Genomic DNA, 19,966 nt, shown 5'->3' on the forward strand with positions numbered 1-19,966 from the left:
CCGCCACGGCCGCCGCGGCGGCGACGGCCGCGGACCGGCCGGCCAGCGCCACGCCGCCGAGCAGCCGCAGCAGCGCCTCGCGCAGCTCCTCCGCCACCTGGCGTACGGCGGCGCGCACGCCGCCCGGCGCGACCACCTCGTCGGGCGGCCCGAAGGCGCTCACCCTGCGCAGGTACAGCGGGTTTCCCCTGGTGATCCGGTGCAGGGTCTCCAGCAGCCCGGCTCTGAGCCGCTCGTGGGCGTGCAGATCGAGGAACGCCGCCGTCTCCGTCACGGTGAACGGCCCCAGCCGCACGACCAGGGCGGCCTCGTCGAGCAGGCCGACGTCGTCGCGGCAGGCCAGGATCAGCACCAGAGGGGTCGCGGGCAGCGCGCGGGCCAGGAACCTGGCCAGCAGCAGCGTGCCGGAGTCGGCGGCGTGCGCGTCGTCGAGCACGATGAGCGCGGGCGCGCCGCTCCTGCGCAGGGCCTGCGCGACGGCGGTGAAGCCGGAGAACCGCTCCGACAGCAGCAGGTCGTCGGCGCTGGGGCCGTCCAGGAGGCGCAGGATCTCGGGCCACGGCCACAGGGGCGGGGCGTCGGTGCCGGGCCAGCAGCAGCTCATGGCCACCCGCCAGCCGTCGTCCGCGGCCATGGCGGCGATGCGCCGGCAGAGCGTCGTCTTGCCGATGCCGGCCTCTCCGGTGACCACGATCAGGCGGCTGGCGCCGGCCGCCGCCTCGGCGACGACCTGGGCGACCTGGCGCAGCTCTCGCTCACGGCCGACGAATGTGGTGACGCCGGCCGCTGACGCGTCGTTGCCCGCCCCGGTCATGCTCCGATGGAACATCATCTACGGCGGCCGCTCCACGTACTTTTGCCCGGTTTAGGGGGTACGTCCTGGAGCCCGGGACGTCAGGGCCAGGTCTTCGCCTCGGCCTCGAAGACCTCCCGCTCGCTCTCCACGGGCAGCACGCACATCAGATGCCCGCCGGGAGCGCGCAGCACCCGGCACTCCAGCCACCGCGACACCTCGGTGGCCCCGAGCGCCAGCAGCCGCGCGGTCTCGGCCTCGATGTCATCGGTCTCGATGTCGAGGTGGAAGCGAGGGGCGTCGTCCACCGCCTGGACCGCCATGACGACCCCCGGCAGCGCCCCGTGCAGCGAGGTGAACTGCTCGTAGGAGGGAAGAGGGCTGGCGGTGGCCCCGAGTGCGGCCGCCCAGAAGGCCGCCGCCTGGGGCGCTTCCTCCGCGGGCGTGTCGATCAAGAAGGCGTAGACGCGGCTGCGGTGCATGACGATCACCCTAATGCGGCGGCGATCACCTCCGCGGTGGGGTCGTGCTCGGCGCGCTCGCCGCCGGGCGGGCCCGCCCGGCGGGCCGTGCTCTCGGCGCGCTGGAGGCTCCCGCGCCAGCCCGCGACGATCCGTTCGGCCAGTTCCATGGTCAGTTTGGCCATCGTCTTCGTCATCCCTTCTCCTTTGCGCGCTCCGGATGCTGCCAGCAGGCATGGCGAAACCGTTGCAGAAACCCCGTCCGGAGAAGTCAGCCCGTGTGGCGATATGTCGCCCTGTGCGTAGTTTTGGTGGCGCTGTGTGCATAGAGCACTGCGGAGCGGGTAGCGCCGTTGCATTGGCTCCTCGGAGGAGGAAACCGTGGACATCAACATAGGCCAGGGCATCACCGACGCCTGGCGGCAGATAGCGACGTTCGTTCCGAAGCTGATCGCGTTCCTGGTCGTGCTCGTCATCGGCTGGCTCGTGGCCAAGGCACTGGCGAAGATCGTCGACAAGGTGCTCGAACGGGTCGGCTTCGACCGCGCGGTGGAGCGCAGCGGTGTGCGGCGCTGGCTGGAACGCAGCAGGTACGACGCCAGCACCCTGCTGGCCAAGCTCGTCTTCTATGCGATCCTGCTGATCACCCTGCAGATAGCCTTCAGCGTCTTCGGGCCGAACCCCATCTCGGCGCTCCTGACCGGCGTGGTGGCGTGGCTGCCCAAGGCCGTGGTCGCCATCGTGATCATCGTGGTGGCCGGCGCCGTGGCCAAGGCCGTCAGGGACGTCCTCGACGGAGCGCTCGGCGGGCTCTCCTACGGCCGCTGGCTGGCGACGGCCGCGTCGGTGTTCATCTGGGCGCTGGGCATCATCGCGGCGCTCAACCAGATCGGCGTGGCCACCACCGTCACGACTCCGGTGCTGATCACGGTGCTCGCCACCATCGGGGCGATCGCGGCCATCGGTATCGGCGGCGGGCTCATCCGTCCGATGCAGCAGCGCTGGGAGCGCTGGCTGGGCCGGATCGAGGAGGAGGCTCCGCAGGCCAGGGCGCATGCGGAGGCGTACCAGCGGGGGCGCGAGGACGCTCGGTCGATGACCGACGAGACGGCGCCCATCCGTACGATGCCGGGCGGGGCCACCCGTTCCGACCTGCCTCCCGACTGATTCCGCAGGGAGCGTGGGCCCGGGCCGTCCTGCGGCCCGGGCACACGTTCAGGCGGGCAGGCCGTCTTCGAGGAAGCCCAGCTCGCGGGCGAGCCAGCAGACAGCCGTCAGCCGCAGCGCGGCGGCGTCGGGCTCCCCGTGCTCGCCGGGCTCGTCGCTGAAGATCCAGCCGCGGTGCCGCAGCTCGTCGAGGAAGCCCAGCAGGTAGTCGCCCAGCGTCTCGCGGTCCAGCGGGATCGCGTCACGCAGCACGGCCGCGTGCTGGTCGACCGCGGCGACCAGCCCGGGATCACCGCTCATCCTGGCGAGCTGGGCGTCGCCCAGTGTGTTCATCAGCCACCGCAGGGGCGATACCGCCCAGCCCTCCTCGAAAACCACCAGCCAACCTTAAAGCATCCTTCAAGGTCAGAGGCCCTCCGCGTCGATGTCGGCGAGCGTGCGCCTGGCCACCGCGAAGGCGGCGTTGGCGGCCGGAACCCCGCAGTACACGGCCGTCTGGAGCAGCACCTCCTTGATCTCGTCCCGGGTGAGACCGTTGCGTAAAGCCGCACGGACGTGCATGGCCAGCTCCTCCAGCTGCCCCCTGGCCACCAGGGCGGTGAGCGTGACGCAGCTCCTGGTGCGCCGGTCCAGGCCGGGCCGGTTCCAGATCTCGTCCCAGGCGTAGCGGGTGATGAAGTCCTGGAAGTCACTGGTGAAGTCGGTGGTGGCGGCGATCGCCCGGTCGACGTGGGCGTCCCCGAGCACCTCACGCCTGGTGCGCATCCCGGCCTCCCGGCTGCCTCCCGGCCTTTTTAAAGCCGGGGCTTCGCGGTGCTCGCCCATGAGGTGGCCGATCAGGGCGGCGGTCACCACGTCGGGGCGTTCGACGTTCGCCAGGTGCGAGGCTTTCGGCACCACCGTGAGTGTGGCTCCCGGGATGTTGTTCGCGAGCGTGAGCGCCTGGTCGAGCGGCGTGGCCGGATCCTCGGAGCCCGCGATGACCAGGGTGGGCGCGGTGATCTCGCCCAGTTTGCGGGTCAGGTCGAAGGCGGCGATGGCCTCGCAGCAGGCGGCGTACGACTTGGCGTCCACCTCCGCCAGCATGTCCACCACCCACTGGCCGTCGAAGCCGGGCGTGAACCAGCGCGCCTTCAGCGTCGGCGCCAGCGCGGCCACTCCCTTGCCGCGGACCAGCGCGGCCCGCCCGAGCCAGGGGCCCGGCTCGCCGAACTTGGCCGACGTGCAGCACAGCACCACCTTGCGGACCCGGCGGCGGGCGCGGGTGGCGATGGTGGTCGCGATCGCGCCGCCGAGCGAGATCCCGCCGACCGCGAAATGCTCGGGCTGTACGAGGTCCAGCACGGCGCGGGCCAGGTCGTCGATGGTGAAGCCGGACGCGGCGGGCGCGGAGCCGCCGTGGCCGGGCAGGTCGTACCTGAGCACCTGCCAGGAGTCGGTGAGCGCGGGGAGCTGCGGCTGCCAGATCTCCATCGTGGTGCCGAGCGAGGGCCCGAGCACGAGCAGCGGCGCGCCGGCCGGCCCGTCGACGCGGTGGTGCAGTTTCACGGTTGCTCCCTGTAGGTGGCGATGATGCGGTCGACGAGCTCCGGAGCCGCGCCCAGGTACGCCTCCGGATCGAGCAGCTCCCCCGCGACCGGCGGCGGGCCTTCCTCGGCCAGGATCCGCTTGACCTCGTCGCGTCCGAGGTGCGCCGAGAGCCGCTCGGCGACCAGACGGCCGCCGGTCAGCTCGGCGTTGGCGCGCATCCGCTCGGGGAAGACCTGCAGCCCGGCCACCAGCTCGGCGGCGGTCTCCGCGGCGCCGCCGGTGAGGCGCAGCGCCTCGCGCAGCGGCAGCCACTCCGCCTGCCACGCCCCTGCGGCCCGTTCGTGCTCGCCGACCTGCCCGAGCATCTGCGCGTACGCGGGCACCTGGAACGAGGCCGAGCGGACCAGGACGGACAGCGCGGGGTTGCGCTTCTGCGGCATGGCCGACGAGCCGCCCTCCGACGACTCGGCCACCTCGCCGACCTCGGTCTGCGCCATGAGGATGATGTCGATGGCCGGTTTCCCGAGCGCGCGGGCCGTGCCGACGAGCGCGCCGCCCAGCTCGGTGACCGGCGAGCGCTCCGCGTGCCACGGCGCGGGCGGCGCGGACAGCCCGATCTCCTCGGCGAACAGCTCCACCAGCTCCAGCGCCAGCGCCTGCCCGCCGGGGATCCGGCTCGCGGCCAGCTCGGTGAAGGCCGCCAGGGTGCCCCCCGCGCCGCCGAGCTGGGCGGGCAGGCGCAGCTCGCGCAGCCTGGCGCGGGCGCGCATGAGACCGGACAGCCAGCCGGCCGCCTTCAGCCCGAACGTGGTCGGCACCGCCTGCTGCACCAGCGTCCGCGCGGCCATCACGGTGTTCCTGTGCCGCTCGGCCAGCTCGCACAGATCCCGCATGATCCCGCTCAGATCGCCCACGATCCGGCGAACCGCCCGGGTGGCGACGAGCATGGCGGCGGTGTCCATGATGTCCTGGCTGGTCGCTCCCCGGTGCACGAACTCGGCCGCGCCGGGCACCGCCTGCCGCAGGTCGGCCACAAGAGGGACGACGGGACTGGCCGACTGCCTGGCCCGCCTGGCCAGACCTGCCGGGTCGATGACGAGCGTGGTGGCCGTCCTGTCGATGGCCGCCGCCGACTCGGACGGGATCAGTCCCAGGCGGGACTGCGCGCGCGCCAGCGCCGCCTCGGCCTCCAGCATGGCACGCAGCCAGGCGGCGTCGGCGGTGATCGCCTCCGCCTTGGTGCCCGCCCAGACGGGCGCGAGCAGCCCGCCGTCCTGAGCCACGCGGTCAGAGCTCACCGCAGCCCGTCTCCTTTGCCCGATTCCTCATGGAAGTCCAACGTAGTTCTCCGCCAGCGTCGTCGCCGCCGCCTCCGAGGAGGTCACGTAGTCCAGGTACGACAGCTGCAGCCGCCGCGCGTACGGGTCGTCGTCCTCGAACGTGTGCAGCAGCGTCGTCATCCACCACGAGAAGTGCTGCGCCCGCCACACCCGCTTGAGACACGCCTCGGAGTAGCCGTCGAGCAGCGCGGTCGAGCCGTCCTCGAAGTACGCGGCCAGCGCCTCGGTGAGGACACGGACGTCGGCCACGGCCAGGTTGAGCCCTTTCGCCCCGGTCGGCGGCACGATGTGGGCGGCGTCCCCGGCCAGGTAGAGGCGGCCGTACTGCATGGGCTCCACGACGAACGCCCGCATCGGCGTGACGCCCTTCTCCATGATCTCGCCGGTGGCCAGCGTGAAGCCGGGGACGCTCTCCAGCCGGGCCTTCAGCTCGGCCCAGATCCGCTCGTCCGGCCAGTCCTCCTCCCGCGCGTCCGCGGGGACCTGGAGGTAGAAGCGGCTGACCTTGGGCGAGCGCATGCTGTGCAGCGCGAAGCCGCGCTCGGTCCTCGTGTAGATGAGCTCTTCCGACGACGGTGCCACCTTGGCCAGGATGCCCAGCCAGGCGAAGGGATATTCCCGCTCGAACACGCTCAGGACGCCCTCCGGGATGGACGGCCTGGACACGCCGTGGAAGCCGTCGCAGCCGGCGATCACCTCGCAGTCGAGCCGTTCGTCCCCAAAGGTCAGGTAAGGCGCAGAGGTCAGCCCGTGCACCGCCACGTCCTCGACCTCGAAGCGCACGTCGCCGCCCGCCGCGAGCCTGGCCGCGATCAGGTCCTTGACCACTTCCTGCTGGCCGTACACGGTGATGGACCGGCCGGGGACGAGCTTCTCGAACGGGATGCGGTGGCCCGCGCCGCCGTACCTGAGCTCGATGCCGTGGTGCGGCAGCCCCTCGCGGCGCATCCGCTCGCCGACGCCCGCCTCGGTCAGGGTGTCGACCGTGCCCTGCTCCAGCACCCCGGCCCGCACCCGCCGCTCCACGTAGTCGCGGCTGCGCTTCTCCAGCACCACGGAGGAGATGCCGCGCAGGTGGAGCAAATGGGAGAGGAGCAGCCCCGCGGGGCCTGCCCCGATGATCCCGACCTGAGTTCGCATGTCGGAAAGCATCCTGCCTTGACCGGGTGTCAGCCGAGAGGTCTCTTCCACTGAGCGGAAGAAAGGTGCAGGATTGCCGCATGGCAGGCGGATCCCGCGACGCAGGACGTTCGGTGACGTCCAAGGTGCTGTCCATTCTGGGGGCGTTCGACGCGGCTCATCCGCAACTCACCCTGACCGAGCTGGCCAGGCGCAGCGGGGTGCCGCTGAGCACGGCGCACCGGCTGGTCGGCGAGCTGGAGGAGTGGCAGGCGCTGAGCCGCGGCCCCGACGGGCGGCTGCGCGTGGGGCTGCGGCTGTGGGAGCTGGGCCAGCTCGCGCCGGGCCGACTGGGCGACCTGGCGCATCCGTGGCTGCAGGAGCTGTTCGTCAACACGCGCGAGAACGTCCATCTGGCGGTCCGCGACGGGCTCGAGGTCCTGTACGTGGACAAGGTGTACGGCAGGCGGGCGGTGCCGATCGTGTCCAGGACGGGCGGGCGGCTGCCGATGCACCCCACGGGCGTGGGCAGGGCGCTGCTGGCGTACGAACCGGACTGGTTCGTCAAGTCGTACCTGGGGCGCAAGCTCGAACGCCCCACCTCGCACACGATCACCGAGCCAGGGCGGCTGGCCAGGGAGCTGGCGGGGGTGCGGGCCCAGGGGTACGCGCTGACGTACGAGGAGATGACGCTGGGCACGTGCTCGGCGGCGGCGCCGGTGCTGGTCGGCGGGCGGCCGGTGGCGGCGCTGGGCATCGTGGTGTCCTCCCGGCGCGCCCGCGAGCTGCCCCGGCTGGTGGAGCCGCTGCTCAGCGCCGCCGCCGGGATCGCCAGGGCGTGTGCGGCCCCTGTGTGAGGCCTGCGTGAGGCATGTGTGCGGCCTGCGTGAGGCATGTGTGCGGCCGCTCAGTCCGTGAACTTCTGGATGCGGTCCTTGAACAGCGTGGTCGCGATCGCGGCCTTGTGCGGCTGCCCCTTGAGGAACGCCTGGGCGAAGCTCTTCGCCTGGTCGTAGGAGACCTTGCCGGGCATGGGCGGCTCGTTCGGGTTCACGTCCACGTCCACCAGCGCCGGGCCGTCGTGGGCGAGCGCCTGCCTGATCGCCGGGGCCACGTCGCCCGACTTGGTGACCTTCGCCCCGAACCCGCCGCAGGCCCTGGCCCAGGCCGAGAAGTCGGCCTCCGGCTGGGCGTAGCGCACGCCGTGCTCCGGGTAGCCGAGCACCATCTGCTCCCACAAAATCTGGCCGAGCGAGTTGTTGTTGTTGATGACCACCTTGATCGGCAGCTGCTGCTGGACCGCCGTCAGGAACTCGGCCATGAGCATCGAGAAGCCGCCGTCGCCGACGTACGCGATGACCTGGCGTCCGGGGAAGGCGTGCTGCATGGCGATGGCGTACGGGAGGCCGGGCGCCATCGTGGCCAGCGTGCCGGACAGGTAGAACTCGCGTTCGCCCCTGATCGTCCAGTGCCTGGCCGCCCAGGTGGCGATGGTGCCGCTGTCACAGGTCAGGATGGCGTCGTCGGCGGCCAGCTCGTCGAGGACGGACATGGCGTACTGCGGGGCTATGGGGTCCCTGCCCGGGTTCTCCAGAGCGTCCATGTCGCTCCGCCACTTAGCCATCATCTTCTGATATTTCGCCAGATGAGCGCTCCTGTCCCGGTGTGCCAGCAGCGGCAGCAGCGCCGCCAGCCCCTCCTTCGCGTCGCACACCACCGGCACGTCGGTCGCGATCCGCGCCCCCGCCCTGGTCGGGTCCGCCTCGAACTGCACCACCCGCACCTTGCCCGGCTCCGGCAGGAACTTGGAGTAGGGGAAGTTCGTGCCGACCATGAACAGCACGTCGGCGTCTTCCATCAGCTCCTCGCTCGGCCGCGTGCCGAGCAGCCCGATCCCGCCGGTCGTGTACGGCGAGTCGTCCGGGACGACCGCCTTGCCGGGCAGCGTCTTGACCACGGGCGCCCCGAGGGCCTCGGCCACGGCCAGCACCTCCTGCCTGGCGTGCAGCGCGCCCTGGCCGACCAGCATGGCCGGGCGTTCCGCGTGGTTGAGCACCTCGGCCGCCCATTCGAGGTCCTCCTGGCGCGGCAGGCCGGACGGCTGCAGGTAGACGGGGGCCGTGTGCGGCGGGCGTACCGGGGCCACGCTCTTGTACGGCTCCTCCCCCGCGTCGGCCACCTGGAGGTCGTTCGGCAACGTGAGGTGGGCGACCCCGCGCCGCGCGTAGGCGGTCCTGATCGCCAGGTCCGCCAGCGCGGGGAGCTGCGCCGGGTTCGTGATCATCATGTTGTACTCGGCCACGTCGGCGAACAGCTTGTCCAGGTGGACCTCCTGCTGGTACGCCGTGCCGAGCACCGAGGTCTCCTGCATGCCCGTGATCGCCAGCACGGGGACGTGGTCCAGCTTCGCGTCATAGAGCCCGTTCAGCAGATGGATGCCGCCGGGCCCCGACGTGGCCAGGCACACGCCGATCCGCCCGGTCGCCTTGGCGTAACCGGTGGCCATGAAGGCCGCGGCCTCCTCGTGGTGGACGAGGACGAAGCGCACCCGGTCACGGTGACGCCTGAGCGCCTCCATGATGCCGTTGATGCCGTCGCCCGGCATGCCGAAGACGGTGTCCACGCCCCACTCGGCCAGGCGTTCTATCAAAGATTCCGCTGCGATTCGAGCCATATGACGCGCCCTACCCCGCTCTGCCGGGCACAGACGCCGGTGTCAGATTCATTGTCATTTCCGGGAATTCGTGGGTAGGGGACCCGGCATGCGCATTCTGGTCACGGGAGCCACGGGGACCTTGGGCGGGGCTCTGCTGCCCGCCCTGGTCAAGGCGGGGCATCAGGTGCGGGCATTGAGCCGTGCCAAACGGGAGAGCCGCGGGAACGTCGAGTGGGTGTGGGGGGACCTCATCTCCGACGCCGGCGTCGAGGACGCGGTGCGGGGGATGGACGCCGTCGCGCACCTCGCCACGAGCGGCCGCAAGGGGCGCGGCGCGGTGGACGTGCCCGGGACGCGCATGCTCATCGCCGCCGCCCGCGCGGCCGGGGTCCCGCATCTGCTGTTCACCTCGCTCGTCGGGGCGGATCGCGTCCGCACCGGCTATCCCGGGTACAAACGGGAGGCGGAAAGCCTGGTCGCCGGGAGCGGGCTGGGCTGGACGGTCCTCCGCGCCACCCCGTTCCACCAGTGGCTCGACCGGCGGCTGAGCGAGGTGGCGGCGCTTCCCGTGCTGCCGGTGGACCGCTCGGTGCCCTGGCAGCCGGTCCACACGGGCGAGGTCGCGGCCAGGGCCGCCGACCTGCTCGCCGGCGGTCCCGCGGGCGCCGTCGAGTTCGGCGGCCCGCAGGTGCTCGGCACGGACGACCTGGTCGAGACCTGGTTGCGGGCCAAGGACCTGCGCCGCCCGCGTCTGCCCGTACGCTTCCCCGGCAGGCAGTACGCCGCCCAGCGCGCCGGCCTCCTCCTCACGGACGCCACGCCCAAGGGCCGGATCACCTGGCACGACTACCTGCTCCCGCCGGCGCCCGCGCCGTCGGACGACTTCGCCACCGAGCACACCGCGTCGCCCACCAGCCCGGCCAACCAGCCGGAGCAGGATCCTGACCTGCGCGTATACGGAGGGGACGAAGGCTACGAGCGCCCGACACGAAGCTAGTCAGGCGCCCGCATTCATTACACTTCGCCCACTTGTTCGGCCTATGGCAGTCACAGGAAAATGGTTTCGGTGAACCGCATCCCGCTGACCAAGGATTTCGCCAACGGCGGCGTCTCGTACTGGTACCGGCAGATCGGCCTGCCCACGCGCCGCGCACCGCTGCCGGGGCCGCGCGAGTACGACGTCGCGATCGTCGGCGGCGGCTACACCGGCCTGTGGACGGCGTACTACCTCAAGCAGGCCGACCCGGGCCTGCGGATCGCGATCCTGGAGAAGGAGTTCGCCGGCTTCGGCGCGTCGGGCCGCAACGGCGGCTGGCTGTCGGCCGAGTTCGCCGGGTCGCGCAAGCGGCACGCGAAGGCACGCGGGCGGCAGGCGATGATCGAGCTGCAGCACGCGATGTTCCGCGCGGTCGACGAGGTCATCGCGGTGACCCGCGCCGAGGGCATCGACGCGGACGTGCACAAGGGCGGCCTGGTCCACGTCGCCACGAACCCGGCCCAGCGGCGGCGGCTGCGCGAGGAGGTGGCGGACCTGCGCGCGTGGGGGTACGGCGAGGACGACCTGCGCCTGCTGGACCGCGACGAGCAGCGCGAGCGCGTCCAGGTGGCGGGCACGCTGGAGGCCGCCTACTCGCCGCACTGCGCCCGCATCCAGCCCGCCAAGCTCGCCACCGGCCTGGCCGCGGCCGTCTCCCGGCTGGGGGTGGACGTCTTCGAGGACACGCCGGTGATCGAGATCCGGCCCCGTCAGGGCAGGAAGGCGTCCGCGGTCACCACGCGCGGGGTGGTCTCGGCCGAGTACGTCATCCGCGCCACCGAGGGCTTCACCGCGAACCTCGCCGGGCAGCACCGGCAGTGGCTGCCGATGAACAGCTCCATGATCGTCACCGAGCCGCTGCCTCCCGAGGTGTGGAAGCACATCGGCTGGACGGGCAACGAGCTGCTCGGGGACCAGGCGCACGCCTACATCTACGCGCAGCGGACGGCCGACGACCGGATCGCGATCGGCGGGCGGGGGGTGCCGTACCGGTTCGGCTCGCGTACCGACCGCGGGGGCGCCACACAGCGGCAGACCGTCGCGCTGCTGTGGCGGATGCTGGTCAAGCTCTTCCCCGCCACGGCCGACGCGCGCGTGCAGCACGCGTGGTGCGGCGTGCTCGGCGTGCCGCGCGACTGGTGCTCGACCGTGCACCTCAACCACGCGAGCGGGCTCGGCTGGGCGGGCGGGTACGTGGGCAGCGGCGTCACCACGACGAACCTGGCCGGGCGCACGCTGCGGGACCTGGTGCTGCGCCGCGACACGGAGCTGACGGCGCTGCCGTGGGTGGGGCGGCAGGTGCGCCAGTGGGAGCCTGAGCCGCTGCGCTGGGGCGGGGTGCAGCTCATCTACGCGTTGTTCAGGGCGGCGGACCGGCACGAGAACGAACGCGGGACGACGACCTCGGCCTACGCCCGCCTCGCCAACCTGATCTCGGGCCGCTAGTGCTGTGACCGGAAACGATCACCGGGTTGAGTGAGCTTCAGGCTGCGGGTTCGAGAGGCCGTCCGCCCCAGCGGATGCCCTTCTCGCTGCGGACGCGGGCGCGTTCACGGCGTTGAGCGGCCAGTACGTCGGGGTGGCGGGCGTGAGTGTTGCGCCAGCGTAGGTAGGCGTGCAGTGCCCAGGTCTGGACGGTGTGGTTGGGGTGGCAGGAGTTGGCCAGGGTGAACTGGCGCAAGGGGCCGAAGTGGGCCTCGATCGGGTTGGCCCACGAGGCGTAGGTCGGCGTGAACAGCAGTCTGACCTTGTTCTTCTCGGCCCACGCTTGGATGCGCCGGTTCTTGTGGGCCGACAGGTTGTCCAGGATGACGTAGATCGGGGCGCCGTCCGGGCGGGCGGCGCGGATCGACTTCAGCGCGGCCCAGGTGTTGTCGATGCCCTTGCGGCGGTGGTTGACGCCCCACAGCAGGTCGTCGCCGATGGAGTAGCAGCCGTGGAAGTAGGTGACGCCGTGGGTGCGATGGTAGGTGGCCGGCAGCCGGTCCGGCTTGCCTTTCAGAGCCCAGCCCGTCCCGGCGGTGGGGCGGATGCCAAGTGGCCCGAACTCGTCGAAGGCGAAGGTCCGCTCGGGCCGCTCGGTCAGGGCGTACTCGATCGCGTCCAGTTTGGCGTCGAAGTCCGGGTCCGGGGATTCCTTCCACGTCTTGGTGCGCTGGAAGGTGACGCCGTGCCGGACCAGCAGGGCGCGTAATGCCTCCCGGCCCAGGGTGAAGGAGCCACCGGGAAGTCGGTGCAGGTAATCGAGGAGCTTGCGGATGGACCAGCGGGTGAACGGCTGGCCGAGCTTGGTCGGTCGCGTACTGGCCGTCGCGGCGACGATCACTTCTTGCTCAAGGCTGAGCAGGCGGGGACGGCCTCCCGCCCACTGAGGGTCCAGGCAGGCCAGTCCGATCTCGTTGAAACGGTGGATCACCGCGCGCACGGTGTCCTCATCGGCCTGCACCAGCCGGGCGATGACCGGCACGGTGTTGCCACCGGCCGAGGCCAGCAGGATCATCGCCCGCCGATAGCGCACCGTGCTCATCGTGCCGCGCCGCACGATGCGCTGCAGCTTCTGCCCTTCCGGGTCCGTGAGCCTGCGGACCTTGACCGGTTGCGTCACCGGGCCTCCTGGGTGCCGATCGAACGTGATCAGCACCATCCAACCGGCAGGAGTGTCTTACGCGCCAACCCGGTGATCGTTTCCGGTCACAGCACTAGACCACGACCCCCCACCCGCCGTCGAGCGATCAGGACACGACGCCACGCCAGCCATCGGCCCGTTGGGACGCGATGCCCGCCTTCGGGCGGTTGGAGCACGCCCCTGGGCGGTCGGGACGCAACGCCAGCCTCGCCGGCCATCGGGCGGCTAGGCGGCGCCCCGCGACCTCCCCTCGGGGCGGTTAGGGCGCGGTCCCCGGGGAGGCGCCGTGCCAGGGGTCGTAGTCGACCTCCAGCGGCTCCTGCTCGGGCCGCTCCCCCTCCGGGACGTGCTGGAGGTTGACCCGGATGCGATACCAGACGCTGCTGCGCCCCCGCATGCCGTCCACCAGCACGTCGGCGGGCTCCAGCCGGTCGGCCACGTCGGGATGGCGGGCCTTCCACCGCTCGAACCCCGCCATCGCCTCCTCCTTGTGCTCAGCCCTGGCGATCTCGATGACGGGCATGGTCTGCTGCCTGCGCCCGCTGCCCTTGGGCGCCTTGGGCGCGGGCCCGAGCTCCTCGGCCAGCTCCAGCAGCCCGTCGAGCGAGCCCGCGTGCAGGTCCATGTCCTCCCACGGGTCGCCGAGCTCGGCCAGCCGCTTCGGCACGGTGTCGATCGTGAAGGTCTCAGGCCGGCACCCCGGCACCTCGTCCCAGGTCAGCGGCGTGGACACGCGGGCATCGGCGACGGCGCGCACGGAGTAGGCGGAGGCCACGGTGCGGTCGTAGGCGTTCTGGTTGAAGTCCACGAACACCCCGTGCCGCTCCTCCTTCCACCACCGGCTGGTCGCCAGGTCGGGAGCGCGCCGCTCGACCTCGCGCGCCACCGTCTCGGCCGCCTTGCGCACCTTGGCGAACGGCCAGCGCCGCTCGATCCTGGCGTACACGTGGAACCCGCGCGAACCCGACGTCTTGGGCCAGGCGACCAGCCCGTGATCGGCCAGCACCTCGCGCGCCACCTGCGCGGTCCGCAGCACGTCGGCCCACTCGACGCCGGGCACCGGATCGAGGTCGATGCGCAGCTCGTCGGGCTTGGCCAGGTCGTCGGCGCGCACCGGATGCGGGTTGAGATCGACGCACCCGAGGTTGACCACCCACAGCAACTGGGCCAGATCGGTGCACACCACCTCTTCCGCGCTGAGCCCCGACCGGTATTTGAGCTCGGCCACCTCGATCCAGTCGGGCCGCTTGGACGGGGCGCGCTTCTGGAAGAACGCCTCCTGCTCGATGCCGTGCACGAACCGCTTGAGCACCATCGGCCGCCCGTGGACGCCGCGCAGCGCCCTCTCGCCCACGGCCTGGTAGAACCGGATCAGGTCGAGCTTGGTGTGACCGGACTGCGGGAAGACGACCTTGTCGGGGCTGGTGACGTGCACCTCGCGCCCGGCGACCTCGATGTCAGGCATGAAGGTCACGATACGCGGCGCCACCGACAACCTCCGGCACCCAACACCCGCCCCTGCCACCCCGGCCGAAACCCACCCGGCCAGCGACTCCTGCCCGACCGGAACCCGTCCGGCCAGCGACTCCTGCCCGACCGGAACCCGTCCGGCCAGCGCCTCCTGATCGGCGGGAAACCAGCTGGGCGGCACCTCCTGACGGGCCGGACCTCATCCGGTCGGTGCCCTCCGCCCGACTGGAACCACCCGGCCGACGCCTCCTGACCGGCGGCCTCCTGGCCGGCTGGAAACCGCCCGGCCGGTGCCCTCCCGCCCCCCTGCCTGGCTACGAGTCGTTGAATTCGCCATGGCGTCCTGCGCCCGCCGCGAACCGGGCCGCGCCCTCGGAGGCGTCGGGCACCGACACCAGCCCGTGCCGCAGCTCGTTGCGCATCGCCTCCACCTCCCCCAGCCCGTCCTGCTCCAGCAGCGACATCCGGTCACCGCGCAGGCAGGTCTGCGGGAAGCGGGCGATCTCCCTGGCCAGGGACTCGGCCTGCTCCCTGGCCGTGCCGGTGGGGACGAGCCGGTTGGCCAGACCCCACGCGTACGCCTCCGGCCCTTCGACGGGCCGCCCCGTGAGGATCATGTCCATCGCCCGGGACGAGCCGATGAGCCGGGGCAGCCGTACGGTGCCGCCGTCGATGAGCGGCACCCCCCACCTCCGGCAGAAGACGCCGAACACCGCGTCCTCCTCCGCCACCCGCAGGTCGCACCAGAGAGCCAGCTCCAGCCCGCCCGCGACGGCGTGTCCTGCGACGGCGGCGATGACGGGCTTGCCCAGGCGGATCCTGGTCGGCCCCATCGGCCCGTCGCCCTCCTCGCCGACGTGGTTGTCCAGCGCCTTCAGGTCGGCGCCGGCGCAGAACGTACCGCCCTCACCCCACAGCACCGCCACGTCGGCGTCGGAGTCCTCGAAATCACGAAACGCCTCGGCCAGTGCGTCGGCGGTCTTGCGATCGACGGCGTTGCGCGCCTCCGGCCTGCTGATCACCACAGTGGTGACGGGGCCCTGGCGCTCCACGCGTACGGTCATGCGACCCTCCTCGGGGAAACGTGCGGATGCTCCTCGGGGAACGTGCCGAGCGTACGTCCACGCCCCGCCCGTGGCCAACGATCGGCCGTCACCACTCCCTTCCCCGCGCCACCGGGGCCCGCTCGGGTCGCGGGCTCCGGAGATGTCGGTGGGCGCTGGCATACTGCGGCGCGTGACAGTCGAGACGGTTGTGCTCACCGGTGCGGCAGGCCGGGTGGGATCTGTGCTGCGTGAGCCCCTGCGACGCCGGCTGGGCCGGCTGATCTCGGTCGATCGCGTGCCGCTGACCGCCGGCGGTCCCGGCGAGCAGGTTCGTCAGGCGGATCTGGCGGGGATCGACGACGTGGCGTCGGTGATCGGCGGCGCCGACGCGGTCGTGCATCTGGCCGGCGTGCCCGACGAGGCGCCGCTGCCCGACCTCGTGGCGGGCAACGTTCTGGGCACCCATCACGTGCTGGAGGCCGCGCGGCGCACCGGGGTCCGGCGGGTGGTGCTGGCCAGCAGCAACCGGCTGACCGGCTGCTATCCGTCGGCCGAGCGGGTGTCGGCCGAGATGCCGCCACGCCCCGACGGCCTCTACGGCGTCAGCAAGGTCGCCGTCGAGGCGCTGGGCCGGCTGTATGCCGACAAGTTCGGGCTGCAGGTGGTCTGCCTGCGCATCGGCAGCCTGGAGCACGAGCCGAGCGACCCACGGCACCTGGCCACCTGGCTGAGCCCCGGCGACTGCGCCGGATTCGTCTGGGCCGCGCTGACCCGGCCGGGCATCGAGTTCACCGCCGCCTACGCCGTCTCGGCCAACACCCGCCGGTTCTGGGAGCTCGACGAAGGGCTCGGCTACCGTCCCCGCGACGACGCCGAAGCCTACGCCGACCGGATCCCCGGAGTGGCGGCCTACTTCGCCGGCGACCCGCCGCAGGGCGGCGAGTTCGCCAGCGCCGCCTACACCCTCCGGCACGCCCTGGGGGAATAGGCCGCCACCTGGTGCACGTTTCGGCACGCCCCTGGGGAATGGGCCCCAGCTACCGCACGCTCCGGAAAAGGCCGCCACCTTCGGCACACGCAGGCTGCCGCCGGGCCTACCCCAGGGCTCCCGTCAGCAGCAGGTCGAAGTGGTCGCCGGCCGGGGCGTCGATGCCGCGCAGCGGGCCGCGCTCGGCCAGGTGCGCCTCGGCGTAGAGGCGGGCCACCAGGGCCTTGCGTTCGTCGTCGAGCCCCCACGTGACCTGGTCCTCCAGCAGCGCCGCTGCGTAGACGTCGGCCATGAACTGCGCCAGCGGATAGAGCCGCTCCTCCGCCACCGTCCGGTCCAGGGCGTGCCAGGCCGAGATCGCCTTGGTCAGGTCGTCGATGCGCGCGTGCAGCAGGTCGGAGGTGGCCAGCTCGCGCAGGCGGTCGAGGAAGGGCAGGTGCGCCTGCTCCTTGAGCATGGCCCGCCGCACGTCGAGGCAGAGGATGTTGTCGCCGCCCTCCCAGATCGGTTGTTTCGGGAGTACGGCTATCGCCGCCGCAGGTCAGCTCACCCGCCGAGGCTGGAAACATGGTCTGACCTGCGCTTCTCTTGTTCGCTATTGATCAATTCCTTTCGGAGCCTTTCAAGCTCTGGCGGAACAGCGGCGGAACAGGCGAGGTCAGAGCCGTGCACGCTGCGTCATGCTCACGGCAGATTCGCCGTTCTGGTTGCGCGACGGCGCATCCTCCAGTGCGCTGAGCCCATGCGGAAATGGTCTCCTCTGAACGACCGGCAGTTGAACGTGCTTCGGCGAGTCGCCGACGACACCGATCCGATCACCGCACGCGAGTCAGCGCTGGCCAATACCGTCTACGCACTCCGGAACCGAGGACTGGTCGTGGCGCCCCGCCAGAACGGCGTCTGGCAGGCCAGAATCACCGATGCCGGGCGGTTCTATCTTGAGCATGGGCACCATCCCGACCGTCCCACCGCCGAAGAGACCGACCTCAAGTCGGCGCCAAAGGACCTCCCGGCCGACCTCATTCGGAGACTTCAGCTCGAAGACGGCACCATCCAGTTGGACGACCCCACCGACGATGTGCGCGCTGCCTACCGCCGGGCCATCAACGCGGTCAAACGCCGGGGGCTCATCCCCGAGGGCTTCCAGCTCCTGCACACCGGGCGCGACAAAGGCCCGTTGATCATCAAACTCGCCCCAGCCGGGCGTGACGTCGAGACCGAATGGAACAGGATCCGGCTGGCGGCTCGCGACGAACTCACGGGTGTCGATCTCTTTGCCAGGCTAGAGACAGACTCTGGAAGCATCGACGTCAGCAACACCGTCCTTCCGCGCGCCATCCAACTGCTCCGCACCCTGTCTCAGACGGCAGACCGCCGCGGCCATGTGTTCGGCATGTCTCGCAAGACAGGGCGGCTGTACATCCGGGTGCGGGAGCACCTGTACACGATCGGCATCTCCGAGGGTGCAGATCAGGTTCCGAGACCTCTGGCACCGGATGACTGGCAATTGCGGGAAGGCTATTCCTGGCAGCGAGTCACGCCACGCGAATACGACTCCGTCCCCAACGGGGTGCTGCACCTCACGATCGGCACTCCCCCGAATGTCCACCACAGCTGGAGGGACAAGGACCGGAGCAAGCTGGAGAACCGGATCAAGGAAATCATCGACGCAGCCGAGCAACTGGCGGACCACGCGGACGAACGCCGGCGAGAGGCCGAGCGCGAACACCAGAAGTGGCGCATCCAGTTCGAGCGTGAGCAGGCTGAGAGTGATCGTCGCGACGCTGAGATCAGAGTTCAGTGGGAAGACGCCATGGCCGAAGCGCGAGCCCTCGCCGTGGAGGACCTTCGGAAGAAGGCATTCGAGGAAGCCCTTGCCGACTGGCGCACCGCCGCCGAGATCCGAGCGTTCTGCTCAGCCTTGGAAGAGGCAACGGACGGAACGGCGGCCCGCGGCTGGCTCGCCTGGGGTCGGGCCTGGGCGGACCTCCTCGATCCGGTCCAACATCCAGCTGATTTCCTGGAGAGCTTCTCTCCCGAACCCCGAGCAGATGATCTACGTCCGCACCTGGGCGAGTGGAGCCCCAAGCGCCCAGAAAAGGAGTATCGCCCCGCACCGCGTCCCGCTGCGAGTGCTATGAGCGTCGCTTCGGAGGCGAGGGCCTCAGGCTGGAGATGGGGACGCCAAGGTCCTTTTCCATGGTGGCGGCGATAGCGTCCTGCCCACAGCGCCGGAGCTCTCGAATCGCTCTCTCCATGAGCATCCCGAGGCGGATCACTTCCTTCCTCAACGCCTCGAGTTCGTCGTGACGCCGGATCGCCTTCCTCCCGCACCACTCCCGGATCTGCACCATGGCCAGCTCCGACCTGGCTCGGCGCTCCTTGGTGTACTCGGGATGAATGGTCGTCACCTCACCGGTCCGGGGGTCACGAATGGTACAGCCGTGGACCGCCTCCAGCTTGAGGGAGTATTCGTCGTCGACGACCTTCTCCATGATCGCGTCTCCGTTGAGTTCCGCGACCTGCCGGGCGATCTTGACCGCCAGCGACCACGGGGCGATCACCACACCGTGACGGTCCACGTATGTCAGCGGCTCGGCAAGCAGGATGTCCCGATCCCAGCCGAGCGCCTGGCATACAGCAGTTGGACTCTCAATCTGGACCGAGCAGCATTCACGCGCGTTGTAGCCCAGCCCGATGCCGTCGATCAGCTCCCATTCCAACAGCAGGTGCTCGACGGCCTCGTACTGCGGAGTGTCCTCGGCGTGGTACGAAACTTCCACTACCGCCGCCATCTTGCGCTCGTCCGCCAGCCACGTCTCGCTCTCCGCCCAGGACACGATCAGTCGCCCGCCGGGAACCGTGTCCTCCCGGTCCCCGTCATCAAGAAACCTGACCACATACTTGTTGGCCCCTGCCACCTTCTCGATGATCTCCACCCGCTCGACGGGGCAGGTGTGGTCTCGCGCCTTGCTTCGGTAGGTCCAGATATCTCCTGCCTGCATGGCGCTATTCAAAGGCCATGCACAACCACGTGTCTGGCCAATCGCGACAACCCATGGAACCTCAGGCCCGACCGGCGGCTCTGCAGCACCAGGCTCGGGGCCTGCTTCCGGTGGTTCCCTGAGCGACCCCTCGAACGGCGAATACTGAAAGCCCAGCAGGCGATGAAGGTGACCCCGATGGCCAAGCTGACAGATGCGCAACGCCAAGAGCGAGCACTGAACCGGGCCCGTAAGGCTGCACTCGAAGCCGAGGAGCGCGATCGGCGTCGCGAGGAGCAAAGACGACGCAGCCGAGAGGAAACTCGTCTGAGCCAGGAAGAGCTCCAAGCCGGTGTTCTGTGCCCAGGCTGCGGCGAGCCAATCAACGATCAACTCGGAAACTGGCCTCCGCCCGCACAAATGTCAGAAGAGGAGCAGCGTCAACGTGATGAGGCTGACGCGCGCTACAGGGAACGTCACGACCAGTGCGATAGTCCCGTCCGCTGGTCTACAGCAGGCTCTCGGGCCGAACACTGCCTCTACTGTTGCCCTCCGCCACCGCTCAACCCACAGGCGGCCCGTGCGCTTCTCCAGCTCATCTCTGCACACGAGGAGGCCCAGAACCGGGGTTCCGCAGCTGGTAGTCACACGTGAGCCCGGATTTGGATGTTGACCTGGGAGAATGCGTGTAGGGCCGGGGAGGGTCGTGTGCCTATGCCCTCGGCGGCCGGTCGCTCATCAGGTCAGGCA

Annotated in this window: 19 protein-coding genes; 6 read left to right on the forward strand and 13 right to left on the reverse strand. The window is 70.7% G+C overall.

Going from position 1 to position 19,966, the window contains the following annotated elements:
• The 3 genes from ABEA43_RS66365 to ABEA43_RS66375 all read right to left on the reverse strand — a co-directional run.
• The coding region (locus tag ABEA43_RS66365; RefSeq protein WP_345580787.1) for an AAA family ATPase at nucleotides 1-832 on the reverse strand (832 nt) is incomplete at its 3' end.
• A 62-nt stretch (nucleotides 833-894) separates the two neighbouring features.
• The gene (locus ABEA43_RS66370; protein ID WP_345580790.1) at nucleotides 895-1,275 is read right to left on the reverse strand and encodes a VOC family protein; all 381 of its coding nucleotides are present in this window, start codon (nucleotides 1,273-1,275) and stop codon (nucleotides 895-897) included.
• 5 nt (nucleotides 1,276-1,280) lie between these two features.
• Nucleotides 1,281-1,451: a hypothetical protein gene (locus ABEA43_RS66375; protein ID WP_345580793.1), complete on the reverse strand. Its 171-nt coding sequence runs from the start codon at nucleotides 1,449-1,451 to the stop codon at nucleotides 1,281-1,283.
• Between the two features lie 190 nt (nucleotides 1,452-1,641).
• Between ABEA43_RS66375 and ABEA43_RS66380 the strand changes: the two genes are divergently transcribed.
• Nucleotides 1,642-2,421 (forward strand): mechanosensitive ion channel family protein, encoded by a 780-nt coding sequence (locus tag ABEA43_RS66380; protein ID WP_345580841.1) that lies wholly within the window; start codon nucleotides 1,642-1,644, stop codon nucleotides 2,419-2,421.
• 48 nt (nucleotides 2,422-2,469) lie between these two features.
• Here the strand turns inward: ABEA43_RS66380 and ABEA43_RS66385 are convergent, their stop codons facing one another.
• The 4 genes from ABEA43_RS66385 to pobA are packed head-to-tail and all read right to left on the reverse strand — an operon-like array spanning nucleotide 2,470 to nucleotide 6,431.
• Complete coding sequence (locus ABEA43_RS66385; protein ID WP_345580796.1) at nucleotides 2,470-2,799, reverse strand: DUF6401 family natural product biosynthesis protein; 330 nt, start codon at nucleotides 2,797-2,799, stop codon at nucleotides 2,470-2,472.
• Between the two features lie 27 nt (nucleotides 2,800-2,826).
• Nucleotides 2,827-3,969 (reverse strand): bifunctional 3-oxoadipate enol-lactonase/4-carboxymuconolactone decarboxylase PcaDC, encoded by a 1,143-nt coding sequence (pcaDC, locus tag ABEA43_RS66390; RefSeq protein WP_345580799.1) that lies wholly within the window; start codon nucleotides 3,967-3,969, stop codon nucleotides 2,827-2,829.
• Nucleotides 3,966-5,249 (reverse strand): lyase family protein, encoded by a 1,284-nt coding sequence (locus tag ABEA43_RS66395; RefSeq protein ID WP_345580802.1) that lies wholly within the window; start codon nucleotides 5,247-5,249, stop codon nucleotides 3,966-3,968. Before ABEA43_RS66395 ends, pcaDC begins: the two co-directional genes overlap by 4 nt.
• Nucleotides 5,250-5,276: 27 nt before the next feature.
• On the reverse strand, nucleotides 5,277-6,431 hold the full coding sequence (pobA, locus tag ABEA43_RS66400) for a 4-hydroxybenzoate 3-monooxygenase (RefSeq protein WP_345580805.1): 1,155 nt from the start codon (nucleotides 6,429-6,431) through the stop codon (nucleotides 5,277-5,279).
• Between the two features lie 80 nt (nucleotides 6,432-6,511).
• On the opposite strand from pobA, the gene ABEA43_RS66405 reads away from it, so the two are divergent.
• Nucleotides 6,512-7,267 (forward strand): IclR family transcriptional regulator, encoded by a 756-nt coding sequence (locus ABEA43_RS66405; protein ID WP_345580808.1) that lies wholly within the window; start codon nucleotides 6,512-6,514, stop codon nucleotides 7,265-7,267.
• A 50-nt stretch (nucleotides 7,268-7,317) separates the two neighbouring features.
• Here the strand turns inward: ABEA43_RS66405 and ABEA43_RS66410 are convergent, their stop codons facing one another.
• Nucleotides 7,318-9,084: a thiamine pyrophosphate-dependent enzyme gene (locus ABEA43_RS66410; protein WP_345580811.1), complete on the reverse strand. Its 1,767-nt coding sequence runs from the start codon at nucleotides 9,082-9,084 to the stop codon at nucleotides 7,318-7,320.
• Between the two features lie 88 nt (nucleotides 9,085-9,172).
• Between ABEA43_RS66410 and ABEA43_RS66415 the strand changes: the two genes are divergently transcribed.
• Both ABEA43_RS66415 and ABEA43_RS66420 read left to right on the forward strand, forming a co-directional pair.
• Nucleotides 9,173-10,063 (forward strand): SDR family oxidoreductase, encoded by an 891-nt coding sequence (locus tag ABEA43_RS66415; RefSeq protein ID WP_345580814.1) that lies wholly within the window; start codon nucleotides 9,173-9,175, stop codon nucleotides 10,061-10,063.
• Between the two features lie 60 nt (nucleotides 10,064-10,123).
• Nucleotides 10,124-11,548 carry an NAD(P)/FAD-dependent oxidoreductase gene (locus ABEA43_RS66420; RefSeq protein ID WP_345580817.1) on the forward strand — a complete coding sequence of 475 codons (1,425 nt, stop codon included), beginning with the start codon at nucleotides 10,124-10,126 and terminating at the stop codon, nucleotides 11,546-11,548.
• 37 nt (nucleotides 11,549-11,585) lie between these two features.
• Here the strand turns inward: ABEA43_RS66420 and ABEA43_RS66425 are convergent, their stop codons facing one another.
• From ABEA43_RS66425 to ABEA43_RS66435, 3 genes are all read right to left on the reverse strand, one after another.
• Nucleotides 11,586-12,707, reverse strand: a complete 1,122-nt coding sequence (locus ABEA43_RS66425) for an IS630 family transposase (protein ID WP_345580820.1) — start codon at nucleotides 12,705-12,707, stop codon at nucleotides 11,586-11,588.
• A 280-nt stretch (nucleotides 12,708-12,987) separates the two neighbouring features.
• Nucleotides 12,988-14,193, reverse strand: a complete 1,206-nt coding sequence (ligD, locus tag ABEA43_RS66430; RefSeq protein ID WP_345580823.1) for a non-homologous end-joining DNA ligase — start codon at nucleotides 14,191-14,193, stop codon at nucleotides 12,988-12,990.
• A gap of 319 nt (nucleotides 14,194-14,512) precedes the next feature.
• Nucleotides 14,513-15,262: a crotonase/enoyl-CoA hydratase family protein gene (locus tag ABEA43_RS66435; protein WP_345580826.1), complete on the reverse strand. Its 750-nt coding sequence runs from the start codon at nucleotides 15,260-15,262 to the stop codon at nucleotides 14,513-14,515.
• 172 nt (nucleotides 15,263-15,434) lie between these two features.
• Between ABEA43_RS66435 and ABEA43_RS66440 the strand changes: the two genes are divergently transcribed.
• Nucleotides 15,435-16,232: an NAD-dependent epimerase/dehydratase family protein gene (locus tag ABEA43_RS66440; RefSeq protein WP_345580829.1), complete on the forward strand. Its 798-nt coding sequence runs from the start codon at nucleotides 15,435-15,437 to the stop codon at nucleotides 16,230-16,232.
• 106 nt (nucleotides 16,233-16,338) lie between these two features.
• Here the strand turns inward: ABEA43_RS66440 and ABEA43_RS66445 are convergent, their stop codons facing one another.
• Nucleotides 16,339-16,701, reverse strand: a complete 363-nt coding sequence (locus ABEA43_RS66445) for a hypothetical protein (RefSeq protein WP_345580832.1) — start codon at nucleotides 16,699-16,701, stop codon at nucleotides 16,339-16,341.
• A 273-nt stretch (nucleotides 16,702-16,974) separates the two neighbouring features.
• Here ABEA43_RS66445 and ABEA43_RS66450 point away from each other — a divergent pair, with 273 nt between their 5' ends.
• Entirely contained in the window at nucleotides 16,975-18,447 is a 1,473-nt protein-coding gene (locus ABEA43_RS66450; protein WP_345580835.1) for a hypothetical protein, read from the forward strand.
• On the opposite strand, the gene ABEA43_RS66455 is transcribed toward ABEA43_RS66450, so the two are convergent.
• Entirely contained in the window at nucleotides 18,368-19,171 is an 804-nt protein-coding gene (locus tag ABEA43_RS66455) for a hypothetical protein (RefSeq protein ID WP_345580838.1), read from the reverse strand. The genes ABEA43_RS66450 and ABEA43_RS66455 overlap by 80 nt on opposite strands.
• Between the last annotated feature and the right edge of the window lie 795 nt (nucleotides 19,172-19,966).

It is taken from the genome of Nonomuraea rosea, assembly GCF_039539705.1.
Classification (GTDB): domain Bacteria; phylum Actinomycetota; class Actinomycetes; order Streptosporangiales; family Streptosporangiaceae; genus Nonomuraea; species Nonomuraea rosea.